The 16,251-nt window shown below is 61.1% G+C and carries 14 protein-coding genes; 10 read left to right on the forward strand and 4 right to left on the reverse strand.

Annotation, left to right across the window (positions count from 1 at the left end; genetic code table 11):
• Positions 1-25: 25 nt before the first annotated feature.
• The 8 genes from N6H05_RS02395 to N6H05_RS02430 all read left to right on the forward strand — a co-directional run bounded on the left by N6H05_RS02395 (position 26) and on the right by N6H05_RS02430 (position 9,063).
• Positions 26-781 (forward strand): hypothetical protein, encoded by a 756-nt coding sequence (locus N6H05_RS02395; RefSeq protein ID WP_284112564.1) that lies wholly within the window; start codon positions 26-28, stop codon positions 779-781.
• 26 nt (positions 782-807) lie between these two features.
• Positions 808-1,983, forward strand: coding sequence for a M48 family metallopeptidase (locus tag N6H05_RS02400; RefSeq protein WP_284112565.1), 1,176 nt, complete (start codon positions 808-810; stop codon positions 1,981-1,983).
• Positions 1,980-2,579: a hypothetical protein gene (locus N6H05_RS02405; protein ID WP_284112566.1), complete on the forward strand. Its 600-nt coding sequence runs from the start codon at positions 1,980-1,982 to the stop codon at positions 2,577-2,579. Before N6H05_RS02400 ends, N6H05_RS02405 begins: the two co-directional genes overlap by 4 nt.
• Before the next feature lie 214 nt (positions 2,580-2,793).
• Positions 2,794-3,642, forward strand: coding sequence for a peptide chain release factor H (gene prfH, locus N6H05_RS02410; protein WP_284112567.1), 849 nt, complete (start codon positions 2,794-2,796; stop codon positions 3,640-3,642).
• 156 nt (positions 3,643-3,798) lie between these two features.
• Positions 3,799-4,431, forward strand: a complete 633-nt coding sequence (locus N6H05_RS02415; protein WP_037516637.1) for a tyrosine-type recombinase/integrase — start codon at positions 3,799-3,801, stop codon at positions 4,429-4,431.
• Positions 4,432-4,734: 303 nt separating this feature from the next.
• The gene (locus N6H05_RS02420; RefSeq protein ID WP_048938936.1) at positions 4,735-6,354 is read left to right on the forward strand and encodes a glycoside hydrolase family 43 protein; all 1,620 of its coding nucleotides are present in this window, start codon (positions 4,735-4,737) and stop codon (positions 6,352-6,354) included.
• Positions 6,355-6,376: 22 nt separating this feature from the next.
• Entirely contained in the window at positions 6,377-7,945 is a 1,569-nt protein-coding gene (locus N6H05_RS02425) for an MGH1-like glycoside hydrolase domain-containing protein (protein ID WP_048938937.1), read from the forward strand.
• A complete protein-coding gene (locus N6H05_RS02430) occupies positions 7,942-9,063 on the forward strand; it encodes an endo-1,4-beta-xylanase (RefSeq protein WP_284112569.1) in 1,122 nt (373 codons plus the stop codon). Before N6H05_RS02425 ends, N6H05_RS02430 begins: the two co-directional genes overlap by 4 nt.
• Here N6H05_RS02430 and N6H05_RS02435 read toward each other — a convergent pair.
• Entirely contained in the window at positions 9,060-10,649 is a 1,590-nt protein-coding gene (locus N6H05_RS02435; RefSeq protein WP_048938971.1) for a rhamnogalacturonidase, read from the reverse strand. The two genes, N6H05_RS02430 and N6H05_RS02435, sit on opposite strands and share 4 nt — an antisense overlap.
• Positions 10,650-10,714: 65 nt before the next feature.
• Positions 10,715-13,813, reverse strand: a complete 3,099-nt coding sequence (locus N6H05_RS02440) for a TonB-dependent receptor domain-containing protein (RefSeq protein WP_284112570.1) — start codon at positions 13,811-13,813, stop codon at positions 10,715-10,717.
• A 193-nt stretch (positions 13,814-14,006) separates the two neighbouring features.
• On the opposite strand from N6H05_RS02440, the gene N6H05_RS02445 reads away from it, so the two are divergent.
• Positions 14,007-15,071, forward strand: coding sequence for a LacI family DNA-binding transcriptional regulator (locus tag N6H05_RS02445; RefSeq protein WP_048938940.1), 1,065 nt, complete (start codon positions 14,007-14,009; stop codon positions 15,069-15,071).
• The gene (locus N6H05_RS28230) at positions 15,002-15,328 is read left to right on the forward strand and encodes an SEC-C metal-binding domain-containing protein (protein ID WP_502958970.1); all 327 of its coding nucleotides are present in this window, start codon (positions 15,002-15,004) and stop codon (positions 15,326-15,328) included. The genes N6H05_RS02445 and N6H05_RS28230 overlap by 70 nt, the downstream gene beginning before the upstream one ends.
• On the opposite strand, the gene N6H05_RS02450 is transcribed toward N6H05_RS28230, so the two are convergent.
• Positions 15,226-15,585, reverse strand: coding sequence for a hypothetical protein (locus N6H05_RS02450; RefSeq protein ID WP_048938934.1), 360 nt, complete (start codon positions 15,583-15,585; stop codon positions 15,226-15,228). The two genes, N6H05_RS28230 and N6H05_RS02450, sit on opposite strands and share 103 nt — an antisense overlap.
• Entirely contained in the window at positions 15,582-16,139 is a 558-nt protein-coding gene (locus N6H05_RS02455) for a hypothetical protein (protein ID WP_048938935.1), read from the reverse strand. The genes N6H05_RS02450 and N6H05_RS02455 overlap by 4 nt, the downstream gene beginning before the upstream one ends.
• Positions 16,140-16,251: the final 112 nt, after the last annotated feature.

Genomic DNA, 16,251 nt, shown 5'->3' on the forward strand with positions numbered 1-16,251 from the left:
TCGGGGAATCAGCAGGGGGGGCTATATGAATTTTTTAAGTCGCGCAGCCGCGGCTTTGCTGGTCGCAGCGTGTATAGTTGCGCCTGCATCAGGCCAGGAACGTACCGCGATCAAAGGCGGTTTCAGTCTCGCACCACAAAGCGGCAAGACCATCCTGGTGTTTCGTCCAACGGTGCGCGTGGGCGCCCAATCCACAGGCGGCATGTTCGAGCCCAACGCTGACTGGACGGACCAGGCACGTAAAAATATCGATGACGCTTTGGCAAAACGTCAGCAGACCTTGGGCAACAAGGTGATTGCTGCACCGGTTTCCTATGGTGGGGATGCCCAACTGGTCGAGGAATATTCGGCCTTGTTTGCGGCGGTTTCACAATCGGTGATCCAGTATCAGTTTTTCGTGGGCAATCGCCTTCCCACGAAAAAGCGCGACAATAAGGCTGACATATTCGAATGGTCGCTCGGCAGTGGCGTAGGCGCGCTGCCCGGCGCCAAGGACGCCGACTATGCCTTGTTCATCTATAACAAAGATGCCTATGGCTCTACCGGCCGGAAGATGTTGCAATTTGCAGCAGCGCTAGGGGGCGTAGGCGTTAAATCGGGTGAACATGCCGGCTATGCAGGCCTTGTTGATCTCAAGACCGGCAATCTTTTATGGCTTAATGCCGACGGTGCGATGGGCGGGGATGTCCGGGAAGTAGACGGCGCCGAAAAGCGGGTTGGTCAGTTGTTGGAGGAGTTTCCAGGAAGCGCACAGCCTAAGCTGGCGACTGCGCAACAATGATGCAAAGGGCGTCCGGGTTGGTTGCGATGGCTGTGGCGTTCATGGCGCCTGCGGCGATCGGGCAGAGCAAGATTGCGCCACCCCCTCCCCCTTATACTGGCGCCTATCAGCCGCAGGGGGTAGATGAGATCGGGCTCTGGCGCGAAGGAGATGAGGACGAACGCATCCTCGCAAATTCTCCGATCGTGCTTCGGGACGAAGCGCTCAACGCCTATGTCAAGGGCGTCCTATGCGCGACCGTTGGGGACGATCGATGCCGATCCGTCCGTCTCTATATATTGCGGGTTCCGCTGTTCAACGCGTCGATGGCGCCGAATGGCACGATGCGGGTGTATAGCGGCCTACTGCTTCGCGTCCGCAACGAGGCCGAGCTCGCCACTGTGTTAGGCCATGAGTTTGGTCACTTCGAACAACGGCACACATTGGCCGATTGGAAAGCAAGAAGATCCAGCAGCGATTTGCTGAGCTGGGCGGCCGTCCTGGCGCTGCTGGGCAACACATATCAGTCATATTCCAATTTCGATAGTTTGCAGCTGTCGGTTTATGGCCGCCTTTCTCATTTCAACCGCGATCAGGAGCGTGAGGCTGATGCTTTGGGGCTGGGTTATCTCAATCACAGCGCCTTGCGTCCTCAGTCTGCATCTGTGGTCTGGCAAAATCTGATGGCAGAACAGGAAGCCTCGGCGCTGGTACGGGGCGTCAGGAAGCCTGACTTCAATAAAGTTGCCTTCTTTGCATCCCATCCTCCTAGTGGCGAACGCGCCGCTACCCTGGCAGCGTTTGCCGATCCGGCGGGCGCTGAACGGGACGATGGAATTGCACGCTACGCAGCAGCTTTGGCGCCCTGGCTACCCACCTTTCTGGACGATCAGATCAAGCTGAATGATTTTGGCGCAAGCGACTATATCATATCGTCGCTTGCGCAAAATGGTTGGACCGCACCGCTCCTGGTGGCTCGCGGCGATCTTTACCGGGCGCGCGGCAACCCGCGTGATCTGGCGCAAGCTGCAGAATTTTACGGCAAAGCGGTCGAGATGGATGCCGGATTGCCCGAAGCGCAGCGCGGACTAGGCTTATCTCTCTTCAAGACTGGCCGTCGCACGGAAGGGCAGACCGCCTTACGCCGCTATCTCGAACTCAAACCAAATGCATCGGATGCCGCCATGATCAACATGCTGGCACCCGCCGCCGGGGGGCAATGATGAAAAAAACTATGTGGACACGTGCGGCTATCGTTGGCGTCGCCGGCATGCTGTCAGTGTCTATGGCCTGCGCCAACGGCTATCGCGAGAAGAATATGCAGGTCGAAGTCGCGAAATCGGCCATGAAGGTCACGCCCGTTCGTGATTGGAACAGTCTGTCGATCCGTCCGGGCAAAAAGGCCGAGACCTGGACGCTGGACGGAGAACAGCTCAACGACGTCACCTTTTACGGTGGTATAGCGCCGGGCGAACCGTTGATCCGCGAAACGAGCAAGAAGCATAAGCCCTTGCCCAAATTCAGCAGCGAAACGTTGCTGGTTGAGATCCCTGAACTGCTTGAAGGCACCTACCGGACGGAAAAGGGGATCGGATCATTTTCCGTTACAAACTCGAAACCGGACCGGTTTTTGGGACAGGATGGCATCCGCTTTACATATGAATATGTCGATGCGGACAATCTTCCAAGGAAGGGAGAGGCACGGGCTGCCTTGATCAAGGGGCAACTTTACATGGCAACCTTCGATGCACCTCGGCTGCATTATTTCGAAGCAACGCTGGATGATTTCCATGCCCTCACAGACAGCGCAGCGTTGTGACCGAAGGTATGGAACCCGATGCGACTGGAAGGACTGAAGAGCGGTCACGAACCACCGCCGGCAATCGAATCCCGAGCGACAATGGGGCACAATGCGATCAAGTGACGAGCGTCGAAGCGTTCAATACTCTCCTGGCCTCCGTCGCCACTTATAACGGCGTCGAGCATGCAAGAATGGCGGCTCACCGGCAGGCGATATGGGATCTGCTGCTCCAATGATCCGCTTCCCACTCCGCGCTCGCGCACGGTCGTCGCAATGTCTGACGTTCGTCGGAGACGGGGGGCATTTCTTTTCGGCGCCGCCAGCATTTCTTGAACGCTTGCAGAGCGATACGCTTACCGACGTTGACATGCGATTTTTGGCTCAGGAAGGCCATGCCACCTCTGATCGGGGCGATCTGGGATGGATGACACATGCCTATGGGATAGCGCAGCGCTTGAGCGAAATCATCCTGCATCTGACTTCCGGCAGTGGGCCGGAGGAGTGCCGCTGGGTCGTTGCCCAGTTGGCCATGGCTTTCGCGCGGGAAGCGAAAGAGGCTGGCGTTGCCTGCGAACTGGTCGAAAGCCATGAAGGCCTGCCGTCTTCGCTCCTGCTTCAAATATCGGGTGAGGGCGCGGCGACCTTTGTATCCGGGCGTGTGGGCACGATCTTGTGGAAGGGCGAAAGCCGATTCCGGCCTCATCACAAGCGTCGCAACTGGTTCGTCGGCGTAAGCATCGCACCAGAAGCCGATGCGATTACCGATTTGCGAGAAGAGGATATCGACTATCAAGCAATGCGGGCCAGTGGCCCGGGCGGTCAGCATGTGAACAAGACCGACAGCGCTGTGCGTGCAACACATCGCCCCTCGGGCCTCGTCGCCACCGCCCAGGAACAACGATCCCAGCACGCCAACCGGAAACTGGCGAAGCTGAAGCTGGCGATGTTGATCGAGGATCAGCGGGCCCATGTGCAAGCCAAAGGGCGACAGGCAGAATGGGCTGTTCACAAACAATTGGAGCGCGGTAATCCCGTGCGGATCTATTCTGGTCCGCACTTCATCTTCAAACGCACATCATAGGCGATCGGAGAGGCTGGTGTCGCAGGAGCGACATCAGTCTTCTTCCGATTCTAAAATCAGATTTCGAGGGAAAACGTTGACCCCATACAGGGTACGAAGGGTTGGCCGATTTTGAAGCGTTATCCCTGCGGCCATCATGGCCCTAGGAGACGTGTCATGGGATTATCAGAATTTGATCCCGCCGCCCGGGAGCGGGTATCTTGGAACGCCGGACGCAAGGTTGGCGCAAAGCGGGCGCTGAAACCCCGCCAGATTTGGGCAATCCGCTTCTTTCTCGACCAGCATGGACGCATTCGCGATCGAGCCCTCTTCGATCTAGCCATCGACAGCAAATTGCGCGGCTGCGATCTGGTGAAAATCAGGATCAGCGATATCGTTTGCGATCGGAAAATTCGAACGCGTGCGACAGTCGTTCAGCAAAAGACCGGAAGGCCAGTCCAGTTTGAGCTGATGGACGATGCTCGCGCAAGCCTGCTGAAATGGCTCGAGTTGCGCTGTGGGTCCTTGGAGGACTTTGCATTCCCCAGCCGCACCGATCACGCAACCCACATCAGCACAAGGCAATATGCGCGTCTGGTCGATGAATGGGTCACTGGAATTGGCTTGCCCAGCGAGGATTATGGGACCCACTCTCTGCGTCGGACCAAGGCATCGATCATCTATAAGGCGACCGGGAATCTCCGTGCGGTCCAGATTTTACTTGGGCACACGAAAATCGAAAGCACGGTCCGATACCTCGGAGTTGATGTGGAGGACGCTTTAACTCTCGCAGAGGGCACAGAAATCTAAGCTCGCCTGGCTCCTTGCCACTGCGAGGAGCCAGGACCGGGGCTGTGGTGGTCACGCACCAATCATGAAAATCGCAAAAGCGGAAGGTCTGCTGCCGGGGATGAAAATTTGGCTACTAAATGGCCGATTTGGGTCGAAACTGGCAGCATATCTAGATCGAACAAATGGTCGTTGTGAAAACGCACCTAGACAATGGTAGCGCTATCTAAAATTTGTTGCATTACAGCACTCTTCCACGCACAATCAGTCGATCAACGAGCAAAGCGCGCCTTTATAAAGCTTTGCCGATAGGAGGGATATGTGATGCCGCTTCAAAGCGGAATGCTGACAAGCCTGTTGTGTGCTGCCTCTCTGATCTGCGGGTCTGGCGCCGCGGCGAAGACGATTTCGTCCGCATCGACTTACGCCAACCCCATTCTCTACGCCGATTATTCCGACCCCGACGTCATCCGCGTCGGACAAGATTATTATATGGTGGCGTCGAGCTTTCATTTCTCGCCCGGCATCCCGATCCTCCATTCCCGCGACCTGGTCCACTGGTCGATCCTTCGCCATGTCTTGCCGCGCCTGCCGTTCGCGCCCGAATATGACATGCCCGGCCCCCACAGCCTGACCGACGCGATTTCCAAGCCGATCGGCGGCACCCGCTATGCCGGCGGCGTCTGGGCGCCTTCGATCCGCCATCATGCCGGCCTGTTCTACGTCTATTGGGCGACGCCGGACGAGGGCATCTTCATGGCCACCGCCAGCAAGGCGGAAGGCCCCTGGAGCGCGCCGGTCAAGGTGATCGACCAGCCGATGCTGGAAGACCCCTGCCCCTTCTGGGACGATGATGGCCAGGCCTGGCTGGTCCATTCCCGCCATGGCGCCGGGCCATTGATCCTCCATCGTATGAGCGCGGACGGCAAGAGCGTGCTCGATGGGGGAACGGTGATCGTCGAGGACAAGCAGAAGCTGCCGATCCTCGAAGGCCCCAAATTCTACAAACGCAACGGCTATTATTATATCTTCGCGCCCTATGGCGGCGTGGAGAAGGGCGCGCAGGTCGCCCTGCGCGCGCGCGATATTCGTGGCCCCTATGAAGCGAAAACCGTGCTGGCGCAGGGCAGCAGCGCGCTGCAGGGGCCGCATCAGGGCGGCTGGGTCGAAACGCCGTCGGGCCAGGGCTGGTTCATCCACTTCAACAGCAGCGGCGCCTTTGGCCGCATCACCTATCTGGAACCGCTCAAATGGGTCGATGACTGGCCGGTGATCGGCGACCTGCGCCCTGGCAGTGATGTCGGCCAGCCGGTCGAGCACCATGCCATGCCGGACACGGGATCGCCCGCACGCACGGATCGGCTCCAGGACACGGACGCATTCGGCAGCGCGCAACTGGGGCCACAATGGGAATGGAACCATAACCCGGACGACCGTGCCTGGAGCCTCACGGCACGCCCCGGTTTCCTCCGTCTCCACGCCCTGCCCGCCGACCATCTGGTAACCGCCCGCAACACGCTGACCCAGATATTGCAGGGGCCGAGCAGCCGGATCACGACCCGGATCGAGATCGGCCGGATGACCGATGGCCAGCGGGCGGGGCTTACTCTGTTCGGCGTGAAGCCTAGCTGGATCGGCATCGTCCGGCAGAGTGGAAGGATGCACCTGACCCTGGCGTCGGCCGGGGAGGAAACCACCGGCCCTGCCCTCACCGGCTCCTCCGTCGAATTGCGGGCGGAGGTCGGCGCAGACCAGACGGTCCGCTACAGTTACAGTCTCGACGGCCGCGCCTTCCTGCCGTTCGGCGATGCCATTGGCCTTGCCCGTTTCTCCTGGTGGAAAGGCTCACGACCGGGCCTGTTCACCTTCAACCGCAGCGGCGCGGATGGATCGATCGACGTGGACTGGGTCCGGGTCGATCATCCCGCGCCGGTCGCGCCTTAAAGCCAGCTCTCAGGGGATATAAATGGATCGACGTTCCTTCCTGCTCACCGCCGCGAGCGGCCTTGCCAGCGCTGGCGCAAGTCGAATGGCCTATGCCGAACCGGCTGCCGATGCGCCGCGCTTCAACACCGCCAACCGGCTTTGGCAGGCGGCCTATGACAAGGCGCTGGCGGTATTGGCCGCCAATGTTCAGGTCATGCCCTATGTCAGCAAGCCGGTGCTGATCGAAGGCGCCGTCTATCAGGGCATCTGGCAGGAATGCGGGCCGCACGAGGCGTTGGTCTATCGCAAATTCCGGCCGGACGTGGCCCGTAACAGCCATATGACCTTTTTCGAATTGCAGCGGGCGGACGGCCAGTTGCCCGCCAACAACAAGATCGTCGAAACCGGCTTTGGCCAGATCCAGATGGTGGTGCCGATCGCTGCCACCGCCTGGGAACTGGCGCGAGCGACCGGCGACAGCGCGCTGCTGGAGGCCAGCTACCGCGCCTGTACGGCCTGGGATGGCTGGCTGATGCGCTATCGCAATACGCGCGGCACCGGACTGGTCGAAGGATTTTGCACCTATGATACCGGCCATGACAACAGCCCGCGCTGGGCCGGCATGCCCAACCAGTGTCCGAACAAGGACGCCCGCACCCATCACCCCATCGCTACCCTGCCCCGCCTGTGCCCGGACCTGTCCGCAACCGTTTATGGCGGGCGCAGGGCCTTGGTCGAAATGGCATCGGCTCTTGGCAAGACCAGCGAGGCCGACCGCTGGGCCGCGCAGGCCGATCATATTCGCGGCCTGATCCTCTCCAAACTCTATGTGCCGGAAGATGCGGCCTTCTACGATCTCGACGCGAAGGGCGATTTCGTGCGCGTTCGTTCCGATATTCTTTCGCGCGTCTGCGGCGAACATGTGCCCGATCAGGCGCTGTTCGACACGCTCTGGACCCGGCAACTGCATAATCCGGCCGCCTTCTGGGCGCCCTATCCGCTGACGTCGGTGGCGATGGATGACCCTGCCTTTGTCGGATCGATACCGGCCAATAGCTGGGGCGGCGCCACCCAGGCGCTGACGGCGCTGCGCGCAGGCCGCTGGTTCGACCATTATGGCCGCACCGCCGAGTTCAGCCAGATGATGACACCCTGGTGCGCAGCGCTGATCCGCGACATGACCTTCCGCCAGCAGATGGACCCGCGCACCGGTGCCTTCACCCATGCCGAGGCCGCCGGCTATTCCCCCGCCGCGCTGGTGATGGTCGATTATAGCTGGCGGCTCGTCGGCGTCTGCGAGGAAGCTGATGACCTGCACTGGAATGTCCGCCCTGGCCATGAGGCTGCGCAGGCCACCCATCTGTCGATGCCGACCGATGCGGGACGCAGCGCCACCATGGTCTATCTCGCCGGGGGCGCCGACCTCAGCCTTGCGGGCGCACCAATCGGCCGGATCGAGGGTGGGGCCGCGCGCCTCGTCACCGACAAGCAGGGCAAGCCACGCCATCTGATCGGTATCGAGCCGCAGGCCCAGACGGTCCGCCTGCGCCTGACGGGACAGCCCGTCCGCCAACTGACCCTGCACGCCAATGAACGGGTGACGCTGTGAACCGGGTGATCGACCGCCGCAGCCTGATCGCGGGCGCCGCGACCCTGGCCCTGCCGGTTCCTGCCTGGGCAAGATCAGTAAACTCCCTCGCCACGCTGGGCTCCGCCAAGGGCATCCGCTTCGGCAGCACGGTCGGCAAGGATAATTTCGCCGATCCCCGCTATCGCGCGCTCAATGCCGCACAATGCGCACTGGTCGTGCCGGAAAATGAAATGAAATGGTCGATCACGCGTCCCGATCCGCAGCACTTCGACTTTCGCGCGGCCGACCGGATCGTGGATTGGGCAGGAGCCAACGGCCTTGGCGTGCGCGGTCACACCTTGTTGTGGCACAGCGAGCGATGGATGCCGCAATGGGTGGCGGAGCATGATTATGGGCCCAATCCCAGGGCGGAGGCGGAACGGCTGCTGACCGATCATGTCGCCACGGTCGCCGGCCGCTATGCCGACCGGATCGACAGTTTCGATGTCGTCAACGAAGCGATCGATTCCGAAACCGGGGCGCTGCGCGACACCGCTTTGTCCCGGCATATCGGGGCGTTCGAGACAATCGACATCGCCTTTCGCACCGCGCGCGCGGCAGCGCCAAAGGCCCAGTTGGTCTATAATGACTATATGGGCTGGCGCGCCGACGAGGGCGTGCATCGGGATGCGGTGCTGCGCCTGCTGGAACAGATGCGCAAGCGTGGCACGCCCATCGATGCCCTTGGCATACAGAGTCACCTCGGCAGCAAGTTCAGCGATACGCCGACAGGGCTGGGATCGTTGGATGAACCCGCCTTCCGCCGCTTCCTGGATCAGGTCACCGGCATGGGCCTTGACCTGCTGGTCACGGAAATGGACGTGCATGACAATCCGCTACCCGGCGCCATCGGTCCGCGCGACGCGCAGGTCGCCGCCCATGCCAAGGCCTATCTCGACCTGATGCTATCCTATCCCCAAACGAAGACGGTGATGTGCTGGGGCCTGTCCGACCGCTATAGCTGGCTCAGCGGCATGCGGCTGCGGCCTGACGGCATGGCCAAGCGGCCCTGCCCCTTCGATGCCGATTTTCGCCCCAAACCCTTTCGCGATGCGATCGCGGCGGCCTTCGCCGCCGCACCAGACCGCAGGGGCTAAAAGTCACCGGACAGCGGGCCGTCGCTCCGGCGGTCCGCGATCCAGCGCGCCCCACTGCTGCGAAAGCCGGTGACCCGGTCAAGCGACCAGGTCGTGCCGCGTGGCGCGCGCAGGCCGACAAAGTCGGCGTCCTGCACATCCTCCAGCCGGAAGGCTGCACGCGGATCGGGCGCGGCCACCGCCACCTCGACATTGCTGAAGCGGATATTGCGCGCGTGGCGGACGAAGAAACCGGTGGCGGGCAGATCGCCAAACATCGTCGCCTCGGGATAAGCCAGTTCGGCCTCGGGCGGACGCACCTTGGCCATCGCCGTCGGCGCACCACCGACATGCTGGAAATGACAGTCGGCAATGGAGACATCCTCGATCGGATGATCGACCAGCCCCGCAATCACCGATGGCAGCATATTGGCGCCCGAACTCACCACATTCTGGATCAGGATGCGCTTCATCGTGCCGATCGGTACGCCCGCAGGCCCGCGCATCCGCTTGCCCAGCCGCAGGAACAGCGGCGCGTCGATAATGCCCCGCATGGTGATATTGCTGACCGTCACATCCTCGACCACTGCGCCATCGACCGTCTCGAACGCCAGCCCCCGGCTATCCTCGAAGATGCAGTTGCTGATGGTGATGTTGCGGAAGCCACCATTGGATTCGGTGCCGAACTTGATGCGTCCGTGGATCTTGGGCGCAAAGGACGGCGGCATCTTGCGCCAGCTACCATCCAGCACCGACCCGACTTCATAATTGCCGGTGACGAAACAGTCGGAAATAGTGAGATTTTCGGTGATGCGAGGATGGCCCAGCGCATAGCTGCTCTTGGGGCAGATGCCGTCGTCCCAGGGCGAATTGACGGTGCAATTGCTGATCCGCACATTGCGGCAGCAGTCAATGTCGAAGCCGTCGCGGTTGGTGTCCACCAGCACATTGTCGATGGTAAGATTATCGACCCCGGTGGCGAGCAGTGCGAACCAGCCGCCCTCCAATATCCTGATGTCGCGCAACAGGACGTTGCGGCAATTTTTGAGCGCGATCGCCTTGTTGCCGGTGCCGGGACCGGTCGGATCCTTGAGCCAATTATCCTTGCCGTCGCCCCGGCCCAGCCCCTTGCCCCAGATCAGCCCCGGACCAAGGATGGCGATGTCGTTCAGCCCCTCGCCCCAGATCAGGCTGTTGCGCCAATGGCTATGCCCGAAATCTTGATAAGCACCCCACTCCCCGATCGGTTCGGCATGGTCATAGCCATGCGCGCCGGTTGGCGCGGCGGCCAGCAGGACAGCGCCATCCGCCAGGAACAGCGTGACCCGGCTCTTCATCCGGATCGTGTAGCTGGCATAGGAACCGGCCGGGAAATAGACGGTGCCGCCGCCCAGCCCGGCGACATGATCGATCGCCTTGTTGATCGCGCCGCTATCGATCGCCGTGCCGTCGCCCTTGGCGCCGAACCGGCGGACATCGACGATCCCGCCAACGGCCCCGGCAGCCGATCCCAGGCTCGCACCGGAGGCCGCAAAAGCCGGTTGCGCGATCCCGGCCATGCCTGCCCATGCACCGCCTTGCAGGAAGCTTCGCCGGTCAAAACCCATCATCCATCCCCTTGTCATGATGAAGGCGGGAACAGCCTAGCTGCCCCCGCCCTCCTGTCTCGTCCTCAGAATTTCAGCGATGCGCCGATGAAGAACTCGGTCCCCAGCACGTCATAGGTCGCCGAGAAGGTGTTGGCATTCGGCCCCTGGGTGGTGACCGGTGGCTTGTTGTTGAACATGTTGTTCGCACCGCCGAAAATCTCCATCCCCTCGCGCAGCTTGTAGTTGAACGACAGGTCGAAATAATTCTGATCGTTCAGCACCGGATAGGCGAAGCTGTCGAGGCTGGGCGCGTTCGCCGCCCCCTGACGATGCGGCACGACATAGCGGTCGGTCGTGACCTTGCCGATATAGCGATGACGCAGGCTGAGGCTCAGATCCTCGACATTCCAGGTGATGCGCGACGTCGCCCGCCAGCGCGGCAGCGGCTGGCCGCAGGTCGGGCCATAGGCTCCGGCACATTCATTCTTGATGTCGGGCAACGCCGCGACCGGCGTGGACGTGAATTCGTCCAGATAGGTCAGGTTGCTGCTGATATCGAACGAGCTGGTGCTGCCCAGCCCTGGGAAGCCGAAACCGACGTCGAAGGAATAGCGCATCGCAAAGTCGATGCCCGAGGTCTTGAGCTTGCCGGTATTGGCGTTGCGGATCTGCGCCACATAGGGATCGTTGATCTCACCCGTATTGGGATTGCGCACGATCGCCCGGCAGAACTCGCTATTGGCGTCCTGAATGACGGTATAGCAGAGATTGAGCGTGTTCTGCAGGCCACCGCCCAGCGACGAGATCGCGCCGTCCAGCGAGATGTTGAAATAATCGACGCTGAAATAGAGCTTGGGCGCGAAGCTGGGCGTGAACACGGCGCCGACGGTGAACGTGTCGGACTTTTCCGCACCCAGATTGACGTTGCCGCCAAAGTCCGCCGGCATGATGTTGTTGGGCTGGACCGCATCGGTGAAGACCGCGCCGGCTGGAACGCCCGTCGCGATGCAGACCGCGCGGACGGCATCGGTCCGCTGCGCCGCCGAAGCGCGCGAGGAGCAAGGATCGGTCGCGACACCGACGACACGGGTCACACCGCCGTAAAGCTCGTTCACATTGGGTGCGCGAATCGCCCGCTGATACTGTCCACGGAAGGCAAGATCGCGGTTCACCCGCCAGTCGAGCCCGCCCAGATAGGTCCACTGGCCGCCAATGCCGGACAGGCTATAGTCGGAATAGCGGAAGCCGCCATTGGCAACCAGGCTCTCCATGAACGGTGTGTCGTGGATCAACGGCACGCGCAATTCGCCGAAAATCTCGTTGACCGAAACGTCGCCCTTGGTCGGCAGGCCGGGATTGAAACCGGCGACGTCGCCCGAGGCCAGGAAGGAGTCCGGCGTGAAGGTTGCGCTGGTCTTGCGCCACTCATAGCCGCTGGAGAAACCCACCGGACCGGCAGGCAGCTGGAACAGGGTGCCGGTGACGCTCGCCTGTGCGACCTGCTGGGTGGCGATGGTCGAGTTGGTGGCGTTGATGCGGATCGCGCTGGCGCAGGCTTCGGAGATATTCTGGCCAAAGATGTTGCAGACCGGTGCCGCGCCATTGACCGACAACAAGGCCGCCTGCAGCCGGCTACGCGAAATCGCGTTCTGCAGCAGCAACGTGTCTTCACTGCGGGCATAGGTGTAATAGGCGTCGAACTTGAGATCGGTCAGGACATTGTCCGACACGCTGCCCAGATTGCCTTTGAAGCCCCAGGCGCCACGGAAGACATTACGCCGTTCGCTGGCCAATCGCGGCCCCACTTCCCGATAGCGGCGTCCCGCGGTCAGAACCGCCAGCCCGTCCCCTGCGGTCGTCGTCCGCGTCGCGGTACCGCTGGTGACGGTGGTCGTCCCGGTTTCGGCCAGATCAAGCTGGCGGAGCACTTCCTGCAACTGCGGCGTCAGATAGGGATTATTGACATCGAACAAGGTGGGCGACCCGACATTGGTCGGCGCCAGTCGGGCATTCACCACATTGCTGCTATAGTGAAGCTCCATATAGCCGGTGATGTCATCGGTGAAATCATAATGGCCAAAGCTGTTGATCATCCAGCGCTTCTGCGGCTGGATCAGATAATTGTCGGGGCCCAGATTAAAATCATCCTGCGGCGTGATCTGTGGCCGGGCAACCGTGCCTTCATCGTTGAAGGTGAAGCCGCGCGACGTCATCGCCGACAGGCCGGCATTGGCATAGGCGGCATTGAGCGCCGCGTTGGAGCCGCCCGCCGCCGGAATACCGGAAAAGCGTCCATTGGGAATGTCACCGCTGCCACCGGCAACGAAGCCAAGCTCACCGCCACCCGCGACGCAGCCCAGGCCAGAGGCCGGCGTGAAGGGCGTGCCGGCCCGGTCATGGCCGCCGCTGCCCGGCACGATGCATCCGTCGTTGAGCGAGTCATAGGCAAAGCTGCCGCGCTGCCCGCGCGTGATCGAGTTGCGCTTGAGATAATTGCCCGACACGACCAGATTGCCACGACCGTCGGCAAAATTACCGCCCATCGTCAGGTCGACGGTATAGACGGGCGTCCCGGTGGGACGATCCATATTGAGCTGGGCGCGCGCTTCCACGCCTTCGAAATCGTCGCGCATGATGAAGTTGACGACGCCGGTGATGGCATCGGACCCGTAGACGGCCGACGAACCACCCGTCACGATTTCCGTGCGCGCAATCAGGCTCGACGGAATCGTGTTGAGATCGGTAACCTGCTCCGGACCATAAATGGCATAGCGCCGCCCATTGACCAGCACCAGGTTGCGGGTCGAACCAAAGCCGCGCAGGTTGACGTCGGCAAAGCCGCCGGGAACAGTATTCGAGGTCGCGCTACCCAATTGTGAACCGACCACCTGCGGCAGCTGCGCCAGCGTCTTTTCGACGTTCACATTGCCCGAGAGCTTGATGTCCTCGGAGCCGACCACGCTGACCGGGGTCGAGGCGTCGAAGCCATTGCGCGCGATGCGCGATCCGGTGACGACGATGTCTGCGGTTGCGCTATCCGAGCCGCCCTGCGCCTGCTCGGCAGCAGTGACAGCTGGCGTTTCGGTGGAAGTTTGGGCCTGTGCCAGCGCTGGCACGACCGGACAAAAAATAAGCGCGGCTCCCGTCAGGAAATGCACGCGCAACGATTGCATCTGCTTCATTCGATCCTCCCCTTCTTTCTTGCAATGACCAGTTGGAGCCTTGACCTGCTCCGCCGTAAATTGCTCGACACGCCTTAGTTAGCGCTATCATTGATGGCCGTGAATTATGCTTCTCCAACCCGCGCGTCAAGTCAAATAGATAGGCATGATGGTAGCGCGTGACAGAAGCGATCTGGCAGCATAGCGTCCGACCATGAATAGCAATGCTTCGTTCAACAATGGCCATGAGCCGACCATTTCTGACGTGGCGGATCGCGCCGGCGTTTCGATCCGCACGGTTTCGCGCGTCCTCAACAATTCGCCGCGCGTCAGCGACGACACCCGCGAGCGCATCGAGCAGGCTATTTCCGCCTTGAATTTCAGGCCAAGCCTGCGCGCAAGGGCGTTGGCCAAGGGTCGATCCTTCCTGATCGGCATCGTCCATAATGATCGCAACGCTCTGGTTCTCGACACCGTGCAACGGGGCGTTGGACGAGAAGCGACACGGCGCGGCTATGAGGTCATCTGCCATTCGACGCCACTGGAAGAAGAAGGCGCGATCGAGGATGTGCTTGCCTTTGCCCGCAGGTCTCGCATCGATGGCCTGATCGTGCTGCCCCCCGTGTCCGGGATCATCGGCTTGCCTCAGGCCCTGCAAGCCGAACAGGTTGCCGCCGTGGCGCTCTCGGCCGTGCCGATCGATGGCTATGGCAGCGTCATATTGTCCCGCGAAGCCGATGCGGCCGGTGCGGTCGCGGATTATCTGGTTGCACTCGGCCACCAGCGAATCGCGATGGTCACCGGCCCCCAGTCGATGATATCCGCCATCGAACGACGTCGTGGTTTTATCGAAGCGCTCGACCGGAACAGAGTTGCCTTGCTTCATGAAATCGAGGGGAATTACAGCCTCGCCTCCGGCGTCGCAGCCGCCGAGCAGCTTCTATCCCTTTCGCCGCTGCCCACAGCCATTTTTGCCGCCAACGACATCATGGCAGCGGGCGTGCTGAAGGTCGCTTCGGAACTTCGCATCGCCGTACCAAGCCCGCTTTCCGTCGTCGGGTTTGACGGCAGTCTGGTTGCCGAATTGCTAACCCCCGCGCTGACCACCGTAGCGCGACCATTTGGCGAAATGGCCGAGATCGCAACCCACCAACTGATCGATCTTGTCGAAGGTCTACCTTTGCCGCAGGTAGCACCGCCCCCACTCCGATTAGTGATCGCTCAGTCAACTACTGCCGCTCTAATAGGAGACCGTCAGCAGTTCGGAATGACAAATTAGAAGCAGAGCGTCCACAAAGGGTCGACAACGGAGGAAGGGCCCCATGCGGATCAGGCCGGAAGTACAAGCGCTGCTGCGTCGACTCAGCGATTACCGTCAAGGCCAGGTTCCGTCGAGGCTTACGTTGTTACGTCGAATGCCGGGGTTTGGGGCGCTACCCCGCCAAAGTCATTCCGCCGCCGCCCCGGCCCTTAGAAACCTCGGGCGGACTGAACTCGACCCGCACATTTAGACCATCACGGCCACGAAACTCGTAGACGCGGCTCTCTAGGATCTCTTGATCGTCGAACGATAAAGGCGCGCTTAATGATCGCCACTCATCCTTGACGACGCCAAGCAGCCAGTTCTTGGCCTCGAGCGTGAGCTGTCCGTTTCGCCAGAGGGTCACCCCCGGGTCGGGGCTGTGACAGGATGCAGTAATCTCTCCGCCCTTGATACGGATGACGGCGGACTGACCGTCCTCACATACGAGCTTTCCACCGGGTGGCTTCGGGAAATTCTTTTCGACGGTCACGGCGCCCTCCTGATTTCGATCGTCGTCTCGTGCTCAATCACATGATAGTCCGGAAACGGAACCTGCCCGACGACGAGTCCCCCAAGCGCGCCGGCAGCAATCAGGCTGCTGCGTGCCTCAAGTTCTTGCTTGCGCACCAACCGCGCTAATTCTTCAGGCGAGAAGTCCGGGAAGGATACCACTTTCTTTTCATGGGCCAACACGGTCCGCATGGCCATCTCGAACGTCTGTCCGTCGGCAATCCAGATACCGAAATGGTCCTCCAAGATCGGCGGGTCGTCTTGCTTCACGAATAGCCAAATGCCGAGCCCGATCAGAACTACGCCCAACAAGGGGGCGGCGATGGCTAGCGCAGTCGCTATTGCTTCTGGCGGCCGAGGAAATGCCACATCCGTAAACAGCGTCGCCAAGGCCAGCACGAGCGGTGGACCCGCTGCGAGAGTCGTGCCGCTGCGAACTAACAGTGATGCGAAACGAAGCTTGGGATTCCCGCGGAGAAGCTTCCAAAACGCTTCGAACAATCGATAGCCGGTCGGCAAAGGCGGGTCAGTCATCGGATTGCACCAATTCAGTAGAGCTTGCCCGACCATAAGCCAGTGTACCCCGTGTCGTAAGCGCAAACACTAAGTCGATTGGAATTAAACAAGCGGCAGGTTTCGGTCAGTC

The sequence above is a fragment of the Sphingobium sp. WTD-1 genome (genome assembly GCF_030128825.1).
In the GTDB taxonomy this organism is placed as follows: Bacteria; Pseudomonadota; Alphaproteobacteria; order Sphingomonadales; family Sphingomonadaceae; genus Sphingobium.